We start from the raw sequence: 16810 nt of genomic DNA, 5'->3' as shown, positions 1-16810 counted from the left end.
TCCGTTCCGCCGCGTCAGTAGGCGAACGTCATCGGCTTGTCGGCGTCCTCGGGCTGTTCGGCGGCACCGGCTCCGCCGGTCGGCAGCCGCAGCCTGGGGTCCTTCGCGGGCGGCTGCTCGTCGGTGTCCGGGCCGGCCTTGGCGTACTTCACCAGGAGCTTCACCTCGACCACGGCGAGCACGGCGTACAGCAGCGTGAAGAACGACATCGAGGCGAGGACTTCGCCCTGGCTCACGCCGGGCGAGACCGCGTCGCCGGTCTTCATCAGCCCGTACACCACCCAGGGCTGGCGGCCCATCTCGGTGAAGATCCAGCCGAAGGAGTTGGCGAGGAGCGGGAAGCCCATGGTCAGGATGCCGATGCGCCACGACCACATGGTGAGGAAGGGGCTCATCTCCCGGGTGCGGGTGAGCATCAGCCGCGGGATCTCGCCGTCGGCCGCCCGGTACTCGGGGGCCAGCCAGAGCTTTCTGCGGGTGGTCCACAGCCCGATGAGGCCGGCGACGAAGGAGGTCATCCCGAAGCCGATCATGAGGCGGAAGCCCCAGAAGGTCATGAAGATGCTGGGGATGTAGTCCTTCGGGTCGCCCCCGTACCGCGCGGCCTCCATGGCGGCGATGTCGTTGATGCCGGGGACGGGGTCGGAGAAGTTGTTGTGCGCGAGGAAGGAGAGCAGGCCGGGAACCTCTATCTCGACGCTGTTGTGCCCCTTCGACACGTCGCCGACCGCGAAGACCGAGAACGGCGCGGGCGCCTGGGTGTCCCACAGGGCCTCGGCGGCGGCCATCTTCATCGGCTGCTGCTCGAACATCACCTTGCCCAGCTCGTCACCGTTGATCGCCGTGCCCAGACCCGCGATCACCGCCACGACCAGCCCGACGCGCAGCGAGGTGAGCATCGCCGGGATCTGCTTCCGCTGCTTCTCGCCCAGTTCCTCGCCCCTGATCTGCTTGCGCTTGGCGCGCCAGAGGTGGAAGGAGGCGATGCCCACGACGAAGGCGGCGCCCGTGAGGAAGGCGGCGGTCAGCGTGTGGAAGACCACGACCAGGGTGGTGTTCTGGGTGAGTACGGCCCAGATGTCCGTGAGGTGGGCCTTGCCGGTGGCCTTGTCGATCGAGTAGCCGGTCGGATGCTGCATCCAGGAGTTGGCGGCCAGGATGAAGTACGAGGAGAGGATGGTGCCCACGGCCACGATCCAGATGCACGCGCAGTGGAGCTTCTTGGGGAGCTTGTCCCAGCCGAAGATCCACAGCCCGATGAAGGTGGACTCGAAGAAGAAGGCCAGCAGCGCCTCCATCGCGAGCGGGGCGCCGAAGACGTCACCGACGAAGCGCGAGTAGTCCGACCAGTTCATGCCGAACTGGAACTCCTGGACGAGGCCCGTGACCACGCCCATCGCGATGTTGATGAGGAAGAGCTTTCCCCAGAACTTCGTCGCGTGGAAGTACTTCTCCTTGGCCGTGCGGACCCAGGCCGTCTCCAGGCCGGCCGTGATCGCGGCAAGGCTGATCGTGAGCGGTACGAAGAGGAAGTGGTAGACGGTCGTGATACCGAACTGCCACCGTGCGAGCGTCTCCGGAGCCAGGGCCAGATTCACCGGGTCTCTCCTTGCCTCTTGCGTCGCCGGTGGCGCATGCCGCCGACGTTATGCCCTTGTATGCCCCAGTTAAAGCAGGACATAAAGGCGAGCTTGTGAACGCGTTCACATTCACAAGCAATTATGGCCCACCCACTTTTCGGACAAGCAGCCGGGGTACCCCATTGGACCCTTGCGCGCCCTGGTAAGCCCCGCAACGCAAAGCGCCCCGTACCCCGGAGAAGGGGTACGGGGCGCTCGCCGGGCGGATGACCGGCCCGGCGACAGCTCTCCTGTGGCTGCTACGGCTGCTACGGCTGCTACAGCTCCTTGCGGAACTCCTCGGCAGCCCGCAGGAACAGGTCGTTCGCCTCGGTCTCCCCGATCGTCACCCGCACGCCCTCCGGGAACGGCCGGACGACCACGCCCGCCCGCTCGCATGCAGCCGCGAAGTCCTGCGAACGCTCCCCCAGCGGCAGCCAGACGAAGTTGGCCTGCGAATCCGGCACCGACCAGCCCTGCCCGGCCAGCGCCTCCAGCACCCGCGTACGCTCCGCCACCAGCGCGTCCACCCGCTCGCGCAGCGCCTCCTCGCTGCGCAGCGAAGCCACCGCCGCGTCCTGCGCGACCTGGCTCACGCCGAACGGCACGGCCGTCTTGCGCAGCGCCGCCGCCACCGGCTCGTGCGCGATCGCGAAGCCGATCCGCAGGCCGGCCAGCCCGTACGCCTTGGAGAACGTCCGCAGCACACAGACGTTGGGACGGTCCCGGTAGAGGTCGATGCCGTTCGGGACGGACTCGTCGCGGATGAACTCCAGGTAGGCCTCGTCGAGCACCACCAGTACGTCGGAGGGCACGCGGTCCAGGAAGGACTCCAGCTCGGCCCGGCGTACGACCGTACCGGTGGGGTTGTTGGGGTTGCAGACGAAGATCAGCCGGGTCCGGTCGGTGATCGCGGCGAGCATCGCATCGAGGTCGTGCACATGGTCCTCGGTCAGCGGGACCTGCACGGGAGTGGCGCCGGAGACCTGGGTGATGATCGGGTACGCCTCGAAGGAGCGCCAGGCGTAGATCACCTCGTCGCCCGGCCCCGCCGTCGCCTGCACCAGCTGCTGGGCGACGCCGACCGAGCCGGTGCCGGTGGCCAGGTGGGAGACCGGCACGTCGAAGTGCTCGGCCAGCTCGGCCATCAGCCCGGTGCAGGCCATGTCGGGGTAGCGGTTGAGGGAGGCGGCGGCGCCCACCGCACTCTCCAGCACGCCGGGCAGCGGCGGATACGGGTTCTCGTTGGAGGACAGCTTGTAGGCGACCGGGCCACCGGTCGCGGCCGGCTTGCCGGGCTTGTAGGTAGGCACGCCGTCCAGCGCAGCACGCAGCTTCGGGGTCTTCTCGGTCACCGCGGGTCCTCCTCCACCTGTTGCTTGAATACTGCACACCTTATGAGGATTGACCGGGGCGGCGTCCAGAGTTTCGAGGGCGCTCCTCATTTCTCCGCGCGCCCTGGCGGACGCCGTGGCGCGCATCCCCCGTGAAGGTGAGTTGAGACCTCTTCGAGACCTGGACCAGTCACGAGGTGCGGATATGCCGGAGAGCCACGGTCCCCTGCGCCTCCCGTCAACTGCCTGTGTTTCCAAGGTCATTATCGGAAATCCAGGCCGCAGAAACGTGCCTGTCAACAGTCAAATGCGGTGCCCTGCCAAAGGACCAACCGAGCCCTACTATCGGCTCGCCATGACAGCAGCAGGGAAGCATCAGGTGAGCCGGGCGGATCCGTCCCGCAAGGGCAGCCGGCAGGGGCGGGCGGGCATCCGGGACGTTGCCGCCGCCGCCGGGGTTTCGATCACGACCGTCTCCGACGCGCTCAACGGCAAGGGCCGGCTACCGGACGCGACCCGCCGCCACGTCCGCGAGGTCGCCGACCGGCTGGGCTATCGCCCGTCCGCCGCGGCCCGCACCCTCCGTACGGGCAAGTCGGGGCTCATCGGCCTCACGGTGACCACATACGGGGATGAACCTTTCACCTTCACCGAGTTCGCCTACTTCGCCGAGATGGCCAGGGCCGCCACCTCCGCCGCCCTCGCCCGCGGCTACGCCCTCGTCATCCTGCCCGCCACCTCCCGGCACGACGTGTGGTCGAACGTGGCCCTCGACGGCACCGTGGTCGTCGACCCCTCGGACCACGACCCCGTCGTCTCCGACCTGGTCCGCCAGGGCATTCCGGTGGTCTCCGACGGGCGGCCGGCCGGCACCCTGCCCGTGACGGCCTGGGTCGACAACGACCACGAGGCCGCCGTCCTGGGCATCCTCGACCACCTCGCCGCCGCCGGGGCCCGCCGCATCGGCCTGCTCACCGGCACCACCACCGACACCTACACCCGGCTCTCCACCACCGCCTACCTCCAGTGGTGCGAGCGCATCGGCCAGGATCCGGTGTACGAGGAGTACCCCGCCCACGACCCGTGCGCCGGCGCCGTGGCCGCCGACCGGCTGCTGGCCCGCCCCGACCGGCCCGACGCCGTCTACGGCCTCTTCGACCCCAACGGCACCGACCTGCTCGCCGCGGCCCGCCGCTACGGTCTGCGCGTCCCCGACGACCTGCTGCTCGTCTGCTGCAGCGAGTCCACGGTCTACGCCACCACCGAGCCGCCGATCACCACCCTCTCGCTCAAGCCGCGCCGCATCGGCACCGCCGTCGTCCAGCTGCTGATCGACGCCATCGAGGGCCTGGACACCGGCCGCCCGGTGGAACAGGTCATACCCACCGAACTGATCGTGCGCACCTCCTCGGAGAGACGCCCGCCGCGGACGGCCGTCAGCGCACCCCGCGGCCCGGCCGCCACCTGACCCGTCCCACGGCCGCCCGGGACCACCCCGCCCCGCAGGACGCGCCCGACCCGCGTCAACCGGGGGTGAACCCACATCCGGCGCACGGGGAGGCGCGACATGAGCCGACGAGAGCCCCCAGCAGGCGGCTGACCGGCGCGAACGGCTCATTTAACGGCTCATTTGGGGAGAAATGACCGGCGATCCCGGCCTCCCGCCCCGATTCACCGCCCCTGGTGCGTCACAAGCCGCGACGGTCATTCCTATGATGGGCGCACGACACCACGGACCGCCGTCGACCAGGCAAGGTCCACAAGGTGCACGGCGGCGCGATGGTGGAGGGGTCGATGACTCAGGGGGCCGGTCAGGGACCTGCGGCACGGACCACGGCGGCGATGCCGCCCTTCCCCGGGTACGCCGCGCCCCCGCCCATGCCCGGATACGGGCACCCCGCCCCGCCCGCGGAGCCGGAGGCCGTCCGCCCCCGCCCCGAGTACCCCGAGGGCTACACCCCGACCGAGCGCGACCTGCCGGTCATCGTCCGCAGCGCGCCGCAGCCCGTGCCCCAGGACGTGCCCACCGTCGAGCTGACCCCCATCGTCGCCCCCCAGCCGCACCCCGCGCCCACGCCCACGCCCGCCGGCCCCGGACCGCTCTACGTGGTCGGCGACGTGCACGGCTACCTGGACGAGCTGCACCAGGCGCTGTTCGACCAGGGCCTCATCGACGCAAACGGATCCTGGGCCGCGGGCAACGCCCGGCTGTGGTTCCTCGGCGACTTCACGGACCGCGGTCCGGACGGCGTCGGCGTGATCGACCTGGTCATGCGGCTGTCCGCCGAGGCCGCCGCGGCCGGGGGCTACTGCAAGGCCCTCATGGGCAACCACGAGCTGCTGCTCATCGGCGCCAAGCGGTTCGCCGACACGCCGGTCAACTCCGGGGCGGGCACCGCCTCCTTCCAGGCCGCCTGGCTGCTCAACGGCGGCCAGCGCACCGACATGGAGCGCCTGGAGGACCACCACCTCCAGTGGATGTCGCGGCTCGACGCGATCGCCGAGGAGGACGGGCACCTGCTCGTGCACTCCGACACCACCGCCTACCTCGAGTACGGCGACTCCATCGAGGCCGTCAACGACGCCGTCACCGAGGCGCTCCAGCGCAACGACCCGGACGAGTGCTGGGACCTCTTCCGCAAGTTCACCAAGCGGTTCGCCTTCCGCGACGAGGACACCGGCCCGGGGGCGGTGCGGGAGCTGCTCCAGGTCTACGGCGGCCGGCGCATCGTGCACGGCCACAGCCCCATCCCCTACCTCCTGGGCGAGGTGGGCACCGAGGACGCGGACGGCGAGGCCGGCACGCCGCTGGTGGACGGCCCGCACCTGTACGCCGACGGACTGGCGCTCGCGATGGACGGCGGGGTCACGATGGCCGGAAAGCTCCTGGTCGTGCAACTTCCCCCGGCCGTCTGAGGGTTCACCGGGGCGATCCACGGGCAGATGAGAGGTTCCACCGTCGCGGGGTAATTCGCAAAACACGCTGTCACCCCGCGCCGGTGCGGCTCTACCATCGGCTTATCCGTAGCAGGCTCTCCTCCGTTTCCGCCCACCCGCCGGTGCCAGCCGGCACCAGGCCCTACGGAGCATCGGGGGATGCACATGAACAGCGCTCCGCACCTGCTGGCCGAGGACCGCCCGGAATTCGAGCGGGTTCTCGACCAGGCGTTGCGTGCCGCGAACCATGACCCGGAACTCGCCGCCTCGATAGGACGGCGGCTCACTACCGAACAGCTGCGCACCATGGCGCTCAGCGCCATGACCGCCATCTCCGCCTGCGCGACGGCGGAATACGAGGATTTCGTCACGGCCCGCGAGGAGCTGCGCACCCGGTCGGCCACCGACCGCCCCAGGACGCCCGGCAGCGGCTTCCCTTCCGGTGACGGCGGTGAGGGGCACGGCATGCCCTCCCCCGCCGCCACAGCCGTCGGGCTCACCGAGGAGCGCGGCGCGGGCGCGGGCGCGGTGCTGGCCGTCCTGGCGCCGGTGCTGGCCGGGATCGCCGCCCTGCTCTTCCTTCTGATCGGCTATGTCATGCGTACGGTCGGGGCGAGCGAGCCCGCGGCCGATTCGATGATCACCGTCGGCTGGTGGTTCGCCGGCTTCACGGCGGCCGGGGTGCTGGCCGCCACGGCGGCCATGCTGCTCACGGCGCTGCGCAACGGCCGGGAGCCGGAGGAGGTGCCGCCCGCCGACCCGCTGGCCGACGAGGCGTCCCGGGCCCGGGACGTCTGGCGGCAGGCGCTGCTGGACCGCGGCGTGCGCCCGTTCCTCCGCGAGGCATTGGCCAACGGATCGGCCGCGCCCCGGCGCCCGTACGTCGCCGAGCAGCACGACGGCCCCGGCCGCACGCCTCACCTGGGCTACTCCCGTCCCGGCTTCTCCAGCCCGGACGAGAACGCCTCCTCGTCCGCCCGCACGGGCTTCACCAGCCCGGACTACACCAGTCCGGAATTCGGCAGCCCGGATCACCGGCCCGATCAGGGCCGGTGATCCGGGCTCCGCAGGTCAGTCCACTCAGTCCACGACGGGCAGATAGACCCGGTTGCCGGCAGCGGCGAATTCCTCGGACTTGCGGGCCATTCCGGCTGCCACGTCCGCCGCATCCGCGGTGTCCGTCGCGAGATCGCCACCGTGCTCGCGGCGGATGTCCTGCGAAATCTTCATCGAGCAGAACTTGGGCCCGCACATCGAGCAGAAGTGCGCCGTCTTCGCGGGCTCGGCCGGCAGCGTCTCGTCGTGGAAGGCGCGTGCCGTGTCCGGGTCGAGGGCCAGGTTGAACTGGTCCTCCCAGCGGAATTCGAAACGCGCGTCGGACAGCGCGTCGTCCCACTCCTGGGCGCCCGGGTGGCCCTTGGCCAGATCCGCCGCATGGGCGGCGATCTTGTAGGTGATGACGCCGGTCTTGACGTCGTCGCGGTCCGGCAGGCCCAGGTGCTCCTTGGGCGTGACGTAGCAGAGCATCGCCGTGCCCCACCAGGCGATCATCGCGGCGCCGATGCCGGAGGTGATGTGGTCGTACGCGGGCGCGACGTCCGTCGTGAGCGGGCCGAGCGTGTAGAACGGCGCCTCCTCGCAGATCTCCTGCTGGAGGTCGATGTTCTCCTTGATCTTGTGCATCGGGACGTGGCCCGGGCCCTCGATCATCGTCTGCACGTGGTGGCTCTTGGCGATCGTGTTCAGCTCGCCGAGGGTCCTCAGCTCCGCGAACTGCGCCTCGTCGTTGGCGTCCGCGATCGAGCCCGGGCGCAGGCCGTCACCGAGGGAGAACGTGACGTCGTACGAGGCGAGGATCTCGCACAGCTCCTCGAAGTTCTCGTAGAGGAACGACTCCTTGTGGTGCGCCAGGCACCACGCGGCCATGATCGAGCCGCCGCGCGAGACGATGCCGGTCTTGCGGCGGGCGGTCAGCGGCACGTAGCGCAGCAGCACGCCGGCGTGGACGGTCATGTAGTCGACGCCCTGCTCGGCCTGCTCGATGACCGTGTCCTTGTAGATCTCCCAGGTCAGCTCCTCGGCCTTGCCGTCGACCTTCTCCAGGGCCTGGTAGAGGGGCACGGTGCCGATGGGGACGGGGGAGTTGCGCAGCACCCACTCGCGGGTGGTGTGGATGTTGCGGCCGGTGGAGAGGTCCATGACCGTGTCGGCGCCCCAGCGGGTCGCCCAGGTCATCTTCTCCACCTCCTCCTCGATGGAGGAGGTGACGGCGGAGTTGCCGATGTTGGCGTTCACCTTGACCAGGAACTTCTTACCGATGATCATCGGCTCGATCTCCGGGTGGTTCACGTTCGCCGGCAGCACGGCGCGCCCCGCCGCGATCTCCTCGCGGACGGTCTCGGGCGAGACGTTCTCACGGAGGGCCACGTACTCCATCTCCGCGGTGATCTCTCCGCGGCGGGCGTACGCGAGCTGGGTGACCGCGGCGCCGTCGCGGCCCCGGCGGGGCTGGCGCGGACGGCCCGGGAAGACCGCGTCGAGGTTCCTCAGGCCGCCGCGCGGCGAGGTGTGCTTGATGCCGTCGTCCTCCGGGCGCAGGGGACGTCCGGCGTACTCCTCCGTGTCTCCGCGGCCGATGATCCAGTTCTCCCGCAGCGGCACGAGGCCGCGCCGGACGTCGGTCTCCACGGTCGGGTCGGTGTACGGGCCGGACGTGTCGTACAGGCGTACGTCCTGCCCGTTGGTGAGGTGCACTCGGCGCACCGGGACCCGCAGGTCCGGCCGCGATCCCGTCACATAGTCCTTGTGCCAGCCGATCCGCTCGGCGGACAGACCGGTGGACATGCGTGCATCCTGCGAGGTCATGAGACCAGAACTCCCTACGCCGGCATTACCCGGTAACAGGTTCGGCGGTCGACGCAGCGGCTTCCGTACGTCCGTACGGAGGTCAGCGCCCTCTCAGCCCGGTGCTCCGAGCTCCCGCGATTGCAAAGGTGGCACCACGCTAGCGCCTGCGCCGGAGAGAGGGCCAGGGGGGCTTGGCATCATCTGGGGGTGACCCGCACCGACCCCCCGCCCCGCACCGCACCGTCCCATGATCATCCCCATGGGCATTCCCCTGAGCCTGCGCACAGCCATGCGCACGGCCACTCCCACGGCCATTCGCATGCTCACGGCCACGGCCCCGCGGCCCCCGTCTCCAACCGGCTCCGCAAGGTGATCGCGGCCGTGCTCATCCCGTTCGCCGTGGCGGTGCTGGCCGGCCTCGTCGTTCTCTGGCCCGGCGGTGCGCCGCCGCACCGGCACTCGGGGCTGGGGCTCGACCAGCAGCGGGAGTCGGGCCGGGTGGTGCAGGTCGAGGAGATCGACTGTGCCAAGGTCGGCGCCCAGCCCCCGCAGCAGCCCCCGCAGCAGGGGGGCCTGCCGCCCGCCAAGCAGGGGCCGTGCGAGAAGGCCACGGTGGAGGTGGCGTCGGGACCGGACAAGGGGCAGACGTTCCCCGAGATCGTGCGCCCGGACTCCTCGCGCCGCTACGACGTGGGCGAGAAGGTGGTCCTGGCCTACGCCCCGAAGGCCCCGGAGAACCTGCGCTACTCGGTCACGGACGTGGACCGGACCATGCCGATGGCGCTGCTCGCCGCGGTGTTCGCGCTCGCGGTGGTGGCCGTGGGACGGCTGCGCGGGCTCTTCGCGCTGGTGGCGCTGGCCATCAGCTTCGGCGTGCTGACGCTCTTCATCCTCCCGGCGATCCTCCAGGGCTCGGACCCGCTGCTGGTCGCGGTGGTGGGCGGCAGCGCGATCATGCTGATAGCGCTGTACATGTGCCACGGGCTCAACGCCCGTACGTCCGTGGCGGTGCTGGGCACGCTCACCTCCCTGCTGGTCATCGGGCTGCTCGGCGCGCTGTTCACCGTCTGGGCACGGCTGACGGGCAACACGGACGACCAGACGGGCCTCGTGCACGGCCTCTACCCGGAGATCGAGATCAGGGGCCTGCTGCTGGCCGGGATCATCATCGGCTCGCTGGGCGTGCTCGACGACGTGACGGTGACGCAGACGTCGGCGGTCTGGGAGCTGAAGGAGGCCGATCCGACGGCGAATTGGCGGAAACTGTACGGTTCCGCGATGCGGATCGGCCGGGACCACATCGCGTCCGTGGTGAACACGCTGGTCATGGCGTACGCGGGCGCCTCGCTGCCGTTGCTGCTGCTGTTCACGATCGCGGACAGCGGGGTGGGAGCGGTGGCGACCAGCGAGATCGTCGCGGAGGAGATCGTACGGACGCTGGTGGGCAGCATCGGCCTGGTGGCCTCGGTGCCGGTAACGACCTTCCTGGCGGCGCTCGTTGTCAGTGCCGACCGGCACAATACGAAGACCGGGAGTGCCGGGAGGACCGGGAGCAGGCGGGGCGGCCGGCGCCGCCGTGCCAAGTGACCGGGCACGGACGGCATACGGACGGTGCTTGCGGTACGGACGGGGCGGGCCGGATTCGGGAGACGGGGGGGGCTGCCGTGGTCGGGGAGCTGGGCAGAGTGACGGGGACGATCGGCCCGGGGCTGGTCGGCGAGGTGATGGTGCGCGTGCGGGGCGGCGCGGAGGCGTTCCTGGCGTACGCGGCGGAGGCGGGCGAGCGCATAGAGCGGGGCACCGTGGTGACGGTCGTGGAGTATCTGCCGCCGCGCACGGTGTATGTGGCTGCCGTGTACGGCTGATGGGGCATGGCCGGTTCCGGGCTGCTGATTCCGGCCTTCCACGTTCAAGATCGGCGCGAGGGGGTAACAGCGTTTCACCCAGGCACACCTGGGCGCACACTTCTTGATCGAACGGGCCCTCGCGGCCCGCAAAGGGGGCGTGACGCATGGTCATTGGCATCGTGGCGGGGGTCGTTCTCGTCGCGGTCGCGATCCTGGTCGGGCTGTTCAAGCTCATGTGGCGGGTCGCGGAGCCCAACGAGGCGCTGATCATCTCCGGATCCAAGCACCGTACGGACGGCTTGGAGGAGGGGATGGGGTTCCGGATCGTCACGGGGCGGGGGACGCTCGTGCTGCCCGGGGTGCAGGCGGTGCGCAAGTTGTCACTGGACCTCAACGAGGCCGATCTCAACGTGGATTGCGTGACCAAACAGGGCATTCCGCTCAAAGTTCATGGCGTGGTCATATTCAAGGTCGGGGACGACTTCGTGTCCATCGCCAACGCCGCCCGCCGCTTCCTCGACCAGCAGAAGTTCATGGGCGACCGCGTACACAACGTCTTCGCCGGTCATCTGCGGTCGATCGTCGGCGGGTTGACCGTCGAGGACATGATCCGCGACCGGGAGCGGCTGACCGGTGAGACCCGGGCCGCCTCGGGCACGGAGATGGAGAAGCTGGGCCTGATCATCGACTCCCTCCAGATCCACGAGATCCAGGACCCCACCGGCTACATCAAGAACCTCTCCGCCCCGCACGCGGCAGCCGTGCACCGGGACGCGCGGATCGCCCAGGCGGAGGCGGACCGGCTGGCCACCGAGGCCGAGCAGCAGGCCGCCGCGCGGATGGCGGAGGCGCAGCGCGACAGCGCGATCCTCCAGGCCGGCTACCAGGCGGAGCGGGACAGCGCGGCCGCCAAGGCCCGCCAGGCCGGCCCGCTGGCGGACGCCGCGGCCCAGCAGGAGGTCGTGGTCCAGGAGACGCGGGTGGCCGAGCTGGCCGCGCAGCGGCGGGAGCAGCAGCTCCAGGCGGACGTCCGCAAGCCTGCGGACGCGGCGGCGTACGAGAAGCGGACGCTCGCGGAGGCGGAGCGCGACGCCCGCATCTCCGCGGCCCAGGCGAAGGCGAGGGAGACCGAGCTGGCGGCCGCCGCCGAGGCGACCCGCGTGAAGACGGCCGCAGCCGCCGAGGCGGAGGCCACCAAGGCACGCGGCACCGCCGCGGCGGAGGCGACCCGGGCGACCGGCGAGGCCGAGGCCGCGGCGGCGCAGGCGAAGGGTCTGGCGACGGCCGAGGCGGCCAGGGCGCAGGGTCTTGCCGAGGCCGAGGCGATCAAGGCACGGGCGGCGGCGCTGGCGGAGAACCAGGACGCGGTCGTCGCCCAGCAACTCGCCGAGAACTGGCCCGAGATCGTCCGGGCAGGGGCTCAGGCTTTCGGAAGCGTGGATCACATGGTGCTGCTGAACGGGGCGGACGGCATGTCCGACCTGTTCGCAAAGGCCCTGACGATGGGGGGTACGGGTCTGGGACTGGCACGGCAGCTGCTCGCGGCCATGGGGACGCCCGACGGGCCGGGCCCGGGCGCGCACGGCGGCGGCAGCGACGGCGCCACCGGCAAGGGCGGCGGAGGGACGGGCAACGACCGGGACGGCCGCAGCGGCGGTCCGGGGGTCCGGGTTCCGGCGGCCACGTCGCAGGGCACGGCCCCGCGCACCGAGCGGGTGCCGATCGAGGAGGACGGCGGCATGCCGGGCCCGGGGGCGCGCTAACCGGCGTTCTGCCCTTCCGGGTTGCCGGCGAGGATGCTGTCGAGAGCCGCGGCGAGGTCGTAGTCGAGGTCCGCGACGGTGTGCTCCTCGCCGAGCGGGGCGACGCGGTCGGTGCGGTCGAGGAAGGCCACCAGAGGGGCGGCCCCGGCCCGGAACAACGCCCCTTCGCCGCCCACTTGCAGCCGGATGAACACGTCCGACAGGTGCTGCGCCGAGGCGGGGGCGATGTGCACATCGCCCTCGCCGGAGGGCTGGCTCAGCCCGTCCAGCAGCAGCTCCCGGGCGAAGGCCCAGGTCACCGGGGCGTCGCCGGGAAGGTGGAAGGTGAACTTCACCGCGTAGGGGTCGCTGCTGTCGTAGCCCAGCTCCACCGGGATCCGGAAGGACAGCTCCTCGGAGACGAGGAACGTCATGACCACTTCTGCCTGAACTGTGTCGCGCATCGCCCAATGCCCCGTCTTCGTCGGTTTGGCAGGGATTGAAGCCTGATGGCCCCAATGACGCCATAGTCTGACAAGAACGCCCGGTGGATCACAAGGAGTGATTTTCCCGTTACTCATGGAGACCGAGGGTGAGCATACGAGTTCTCCGACTCTGGAGCGTAGCGACTCGGCTACTCACTGGAGTCGTAACGTGGGATTTGATGGCACGGACCGGCCGAGAACTGGCCAAAGTGGCCCTAGCGGACACGGATTACCGAAGAGGACTGGGCAGATCGCCCTCAGGTTGACGGAGAAAAGTTGACGAGGGAGATAACTCCTCGCCTTCCGCTTCGTTGAGTTGACCGAGCGGACACCGGCCGGTGGCGTGGGCGACGTCGCCTGCCGGTGGGGCGTTCCCGGGCGTCCCCCGCCGCCCGGGTCGACCGGCCCTACCAGTCGCCCCTCGACGACGAGGACGACGTGAACTTCTTGACGACGAAGATCAGGCCACCGACGAGCACCGCCAGCAGCAGTGCCTTGAAGAGCAGGCCGACGACAAAGCCGAGCACGCTCATGATGAGGCTGCCGAATACCACCAGCACGAGAACCGGCACGGCAATCCACTTCACCCACCACGGCAGTCCTGCGAATATCCCCTTCTCAACCATGTCGACCCCTGCTCTCCGCTTCGCGCGCACTCTCGCGCGCCCTTGTCACGTCATGGCCCGGTGCCGCCGGGGGCGCTCGACGCACCCTGCTTCCCGTGCCGCCCGGAGCGGAATGCCCCGGCCTGCTCTCGATGCTAGGGCGGACAGGCACGCCGATGGGGCTCGCAAAGCCCCCGTCCACCCCTGAGCGTCCCCCTACGGGATCCCGGGGTGCGACCCTCAGCTCTCGGGCGGAGAGAAGACCACCAGCACCCGGAGGTCCTCGCTGATGTGGTGGAACCGGTGGACCACTCCGGCCGGCACGTACACCACGCTCCCCCGGCCGACCTGCGTGGTCTCCTCGCCGACCGTGATCGCCGCCCGGCCGCTGACCACTACGTAGACCTCGTCCTGGGCATGCGGGCCCTGGGGGTCGGCGTCGCCGGCGTCCAGCGCGTACAGCCCGACGGACATGTTCCGCTCGCGCAGGAACTGCAGGTACGCGCCCTCGTTCGCGGCACGCTCCGCCTCCAGCTCGTCCAGCCGGAACGCCTTCATGGGTCGTCACTCCTCGCCTCGGCGACCGCGCCGGCCGCGCTCGTCTGCAACGATCTCACCATGAAGAATTTCGTAGTCAAGACGATCGCCAACGCGGCGGCCCTGGCGGTCGCCATTTGGCTGCTCAAGGGCATCACACTGTCCGGCGAGAACACCGCCCGCAAGGTGGTCACGCTCTTCCTCGTCGCGCTCGTCTTCGGCGCGGTCAACTTCATCGTCAAGCCGGTCGTGAAGCTGCTGTCGTTCCCGCTCTTCATCCTGACCCTCGGCCTGATCACGCTGGTGATCAACGCGCTGATGCTGCTGCTGACCTCCTGGCTGGCGGGGAAGCTCGACCTCGCCTTCCATGTGGACGGCTTCTGGTCCGCGTTCGTCGGCGGCGTGATCATCTCGATCGTGGCCTGGGCGATGCATGTGATCCTGCCGGACGAGAAGGACTGACCGGGAGCCCACGACACCAGCGGCGCCAGGGACAGGAGGGGGGCGGCCGGGCCGGCACGGGAGGACGGCTCGAGCCTCCCCCCTCTTGGCTCGAGCCGTCGCAGTTCCCCGCGCGCCGCACCGCTGCGCGAAACCGCTACGCGAAGAACCGTGCGAACAAGGCTAGTTGACTTAGCGTCAGTGTCCAATCACGCTGGCAGCACAGCCCTATCGACTTATTTATGGTTCCCCTACCATCGGTGACGGAAAGCAGGGGGAGAAATTATGGATCTGGCCCTTTTACGCACATTCGTCACGGTGCACCGGGCCGGTTCCTTCACCCGGGCCGCCGCGCTCCTCGGGCTCTCCCAGCCCGCCGTCACCAGCCAGATCAGGACGCTGGAGCGGCAGCTGGGGCGCCCCCTCTTCCTCCGGCAGGCCCGCGGGGTTCTGCCCACCACCATCGGCGACGAACTCGCCCACAGGATCGCCCCGCACGTGGACGCCCTGCTGGAGATCGCCGAGGCCGATCTCGACGACCAGTGGGCCACCCGCACCCTGCACCTCGCCGGGCCGCCCGAGTTCACCGCCCTGCGCGCCCTGCCCGCCCTGACCCCGCTGATCGCCCAGGGGCTGACCGTGCGCGCCGCCCACGGCGTGGCGGAGGAACTCTTCGAGGGCCTCGCCGACGGCCGGCACGACCTCGTCATCACCACGTCCCGCCCGCGGGGCCGGCTGCTCACCGCCACCCCGCTCTGCGACGAGGAGCACGTCCTGATCGGGGCGCCGCGCTGGGCGGCCCGGCTGGGCGGCGCGGCCGTCGTCCGCGACAAGGGGGTCCCGGCCCTGGAGCACCTGCCGGTGGTCGAGGTCCACGAGAGCCTGCCGCTCGTCACCCGCTACTGGGCCGCCGTCTTCGACTCCAAGCCGCTGGCCACCGGCAGCGTCGTCGTCCCCGACCTGCGCGCCGTGCTCGCCTGCGTCGCCGCCGGAGCGGGCATCGGCGTGCTGCCCCGCTACCTCTGCGGCGACGCCCTCGACACCGGCGAGGTGGTGGACCTGCTGGACCCGCCCGTACCGCCGCTGCGCACGTACTTCCTCGTCGTACGCGCCGGGAGTCTCGCCCTTCCGCATTTGGCGCGGGCGCACGAGTGGCTGTTGCGTGCTGCCGTTTCCTGGTGAGAAGGGGTTTCACCGAGGTACTCGCGCGGCAGATGTCCCGTATGACCGAACGGCCAGTGGTCAAACGCACCGCCCGCGCCATCCTGCTCGACGGCGAGTCCGGGGCCGGCCCCCTCGAGATGATCCTCATCAAGCGCACCAAGCCCGGCGAGGACCCGTACTGGATCACCCCCGGCGGCGGGGTCGAGCCCGAGGACTCGACCGTCGTCGCGGCGCTCCACCGCGAGGTCGACGAGGAACTGGGCGCGAAGGTCGTCGACGTGGTGCCCGCCTTCGTCGACACCGTCTCGCACTCCCTGCACCACGCCGCGCACGGCGTGAAGGTCCAGCACTTCTTCGTCTGCCGGCTGGCGTCCATGGACCTCTCGCGGCGCCACGGCCCGGAGGTGGACGATCCGGTGGGGACGTACGAAGTGGTGCGCATCCCCTTCACCAGAGCGGGCATCGCCTCGGTGACCGTGGTCCCGCCCTCCTTGCGGGACTACCTCGGCGCGAACATCGAGGGCGTCCGGGCGCTGCTGGCGGCCGATCTGGGCTGAGGGGTCATTGCACGGGCGCACGTCCGCGGTGGCCCGCCGCGGCGCCGAAGAAGTCGCCACCCTTGCGTCCGGTGTCGTCCGTTCCCCAGGCGCGGCCGTCCTCGTCCCGGCCGCGGGAGACCTTGCGCAGATGCGGAATGTGCTTGGCGCAGTGGATGTACGCCTCCTCGACGGTGACCTCCACCCACACCACGGCCCGGCGGCCCGGGACCTCTTCCCGGGGCAGGCCGGGGTGGACCGCCCGCAGGACCGTGTCGTCGACGAGCCGGGCCCGGCCGTTGATGTGCAGGCCGATGCGGTCCCCGCAGAAGTCGATCAGCAGGATGCCGACGTGCGGGTTCTCCTCGATGTTGCCCAGGCTGGCGAGGACGCCGTTGCCGCGGTACTCCGGGTAGGCGAGCGTGCGGTCGTCCAGCACGCGCAGGAAGCCGGGCGGACCGGCCCGGAAGGTGCTGTCGCACGCGCCGTGCCGGTCGGCGGTGGCCAGGAAGAACATCTCCTGGCGGGCCACGAACTCCCGCATGCGGGCGTTGACATGGGAGAGCACCTGCTCGTCGTAGAACCTCTGCGCGCGAGCGTCCGTGCCGAGCCGCTGCTGGAGGAGGTGCTCCCCGTCGCTGCCGGGCTGCCCCGGTCGCCAGTACCCGGTGGTGTGTTCCGCCGCCGGGTCGCCGTGCTCCACCGTCGTCATCGAA

16 protein-coding genes are annotated in these 16810 nt (G+C 70.4%); 9 read left to right on the top strand and 7 right to left on the bottom strand.

All coding sequences use genetic code 11. The features are described 5' to 3' along the window. Positions 1-14: 14 nt before the first annotated feature. Together AC1Z4A_RS15830 and hisC are read right to left on the bottom strand one after the other, a co-directional pair. Complete coding sequence (locus tag AC1Z4A_RS15830) at positions 15-1598, bottom strand: cytochrome ubiquinol oxidase subunit I (protein WP_483679494.1); 1584 nt, start codon at positions 1596-1598, stop codon at positions 15-17. A gap of 299 nt (positions 1599-1897) precedes the next feature. Beyond that, positions 1898-2974, bottom strand: a complete 1077-nt coding sequence (hisC, locus tag AC1Z4A_RS15825; RefSeq protein ID WP_483679492.1) for a histidinol-phosphate transaminase — start codon at positions 2972-2974, stop codon at positions 1898-1900. A 334-nt stretch (positions 2975-3308) separates the two neighbouring features. Between hisC and AC1Z4A_RS15820 the strand changes: the two genes are divergently transcribed. From AC1Z4A_RS15820 to AC1Z4A_RS15810, 3 genes are all read left to right on the top strand, one after another. Continuing rightward, the gene (locus AC1Z4A_RS15820; protein ID WP_483679491.1) at positions 3309-4421 is read left to right on the top strand and encodes a LacI family DNA-binding transcriptional regulator; all 1113 of its coding nucleotides are present in this window, start codon (positions 3309-3311) and stop codon (positions 4419-4421) included. 326 nt (positions 4422-4747) lie between these two features. After that, complete coding sequence (locus AC1Z4A_RS15815) at positions 4748-5869, top strand: metallophosphoesterase (protein WP_483679489.1); 1122 nt, start codon at positions 4748-4750, stop codon at positions 5867-5869. 186 nt (positions 5870-6055) lie between these two features. Then, entirely contained in the window at positions 6056-6946 is an 891-nt protein-coding gene (locus AC1Z4A_RS15810) for a hypothetical protein (RefSeq protein ID WP_483679486.1), read from the top strand. Between the two features lie 24 nt (positions 6947-6970). On the opposite strand, the gene thiC is transcribed toward AC1Z4A_RS15810, so the two are convergent. After that, positions 6971-8755, bottom strand: coding sequence for a phosphomethylpyrimidine synthase ThiC (gene thiC / locus AC1Z4A_RS15805; RefSeq protein WP_483679484.1), 1785 nt, complete (start codon positions 8753-8755; stop codon positions 6971-6973). 183 nt (positions 8756-8938) lie between these two features. On the opposite strand from thiC, the gene AC1Z4A_RS15800 reads away from it, so the two are divergent. The 3 genes from AC1Z4A_RS15800 to AC1Z4A_RS15790 all read left to right on the top strand — a co-directional run bounded on the left by AC1Z4A_RS15800 (position 8939) and on the right by AC1Z4A_RS15790 (position 12347). Then, a complete protein-coding gene (locus tag AC1Z4A_RS15800; protein WP_483683608.1) occupies positions 8939-10324 on the top strand; it encodes a YibE/F family protein in 1386 nt (461 codons plus the stop codon). A gap of 77 nt (positions 10325-10401) precedes the next feature. Continuing rightward, positions 10402-10602, top strand: coding sequence for a hypothetical protein (locus tag AC1Z4A_RS15795; RefSeq protein ID WP_483679482.1), 201 nt, complete (start codon positions 10402-10404; stop codon positions 10600-10602). A 146-nt stretch (positions 10603-10748) separates the two neighbouring features. After that, the gene (locus AC1Z4A_RS15790; RefSeq protein ID WP_483679481.1) at positions 10749-12347 is read left to right on the top strand and encodes an SPFH domain-containing protein; all 1599 of its coding nucleotides are present in this window, start codon (positions 10749-10751) and stop codon (positions 12345-12347) included. On the opposite strand, the gene AC1Z4A_RS15785 is transcribed toward AC1Z4A_RS15790, so the two are convergent. From AC1Z4A_RS15785 to AC1Z4A_RS15775, 3 genes are all read right to left on the bottom strand, one after another. Next, complete coding sequence (locus AC1Z4A_RS15785; protein ID WP_483679479.1) at positions 12344-12790, bottom strand: SsgA family sporulation/cell division regulator; 447 nt, start codon at positions 12788-12790, stop codon at positions 12344-12346. The two genes, AC1Z4A_RS15790 and AC1Z4A_RS15785, sit on opposite strands and share 4 nt — an antisense overlap. A 428-nt stretch (positions 12791-13218) precedes the next feature. Then, on the bottom strand, positions 13219-13437 hold the full coding sequence (locus tag AC1Z4A_RS15780; RefSeq protein ID WP_483679478.1) for a DUF5326 family protein: 219 nt from the start codon (positions 13435-13437) through the stop codon (positions 13219-13221). A 219-nt stretch (positions 13438-13656) separates the two neighbouring features. Next, the gene (locus AC1Z4A_RS15775; RefSeq protein WP_483679476.1) at positions 13657-13974 is read right to left on the bottom strand and encodes a cupin domain-containing protein; all 318 of its coding nucleotides are present in this window, start codon (positions 13972-13974) and stop codon (positions 13657-13659) included. 60 nt (positions 13975-14034) lie between these two features. Between AC1Z4A_RS15775 and AC1Z4A_RS15770 the strand changes: the two genes are divergently transcribed. The 3 genes from AC1Z4A_RS15770 to AC1Z4A_RS15760 all read left to right on the top strand — a co-directional run bounded on the left by AC1Z4A_RS15770 (position 14035) and on the right by AC1Z4A_RS15760 (position 16115). Further along, the gene (locus AC1Z4A_RS15770) at positions 14035-14415 is read left to right on the top strand and encodes a phage holin family protein (protein ID WP_483679474.1); all 381 of its coding nucleotides are present in this window, start codon (positions 14035-14037) and stop codon (positions 14413-14415) included. A 264-nt stretch (positions 14416-14679) separates the two neighbouring features. Continuing rightward, complete coding sequence (locus tag AC1Z4A_RS15765) at positions 14680-15576, top strand: LysR family transcriptional regulator (RefSeq protein WP_483679472.1); 897 nt, start codon at positions 14680-14682, stop codon at positions 15574-15576. A 41-nt stretch (positions 15577-15617) separates the two neighbouring features. Continuing rightward, positions 15618-16115 (top strand): NUDIX hydrolase, encoded by a 498-nt coding sequence (locus AC1Z4A_RS15760; RefSeq protein ID WP_483679471.1) that lies wholly within the window; start codon positions 15618-15620, stop codon positions 16113-16115. A gap of 4 nt (positions 16116-16119) precedes the next feature. Here the strand turns inward: AC1Z4A_RS15760 and AC1Z4A_RS15755 are convergent, their stop codons facing one another. Then, the gene (locus tag AC1Z4A_RS15755) at positions 16120-16806 is read right to left on the bottom strand and encodes a pyridoxamine 5'-phosphate oxidase family protein (RefSeq protein WP_483679469.1); all 687 of its coding nucleotides are present in this window, start codon (positions 16804-16806) and stop codon (positions 16120-16122) included. Positions 16807-16810: the final 4 nt, after the last annotated feature.

The sequence above is a fragment of the Streptomyces sp. 17_S59 genome (genome assembly GCF_056930295.1).
The sequence above is the reverse complement of the archived record's forward strand: the minus strand, read 5'-3'. Positions and strand labels throughout refer to the sequence as shown.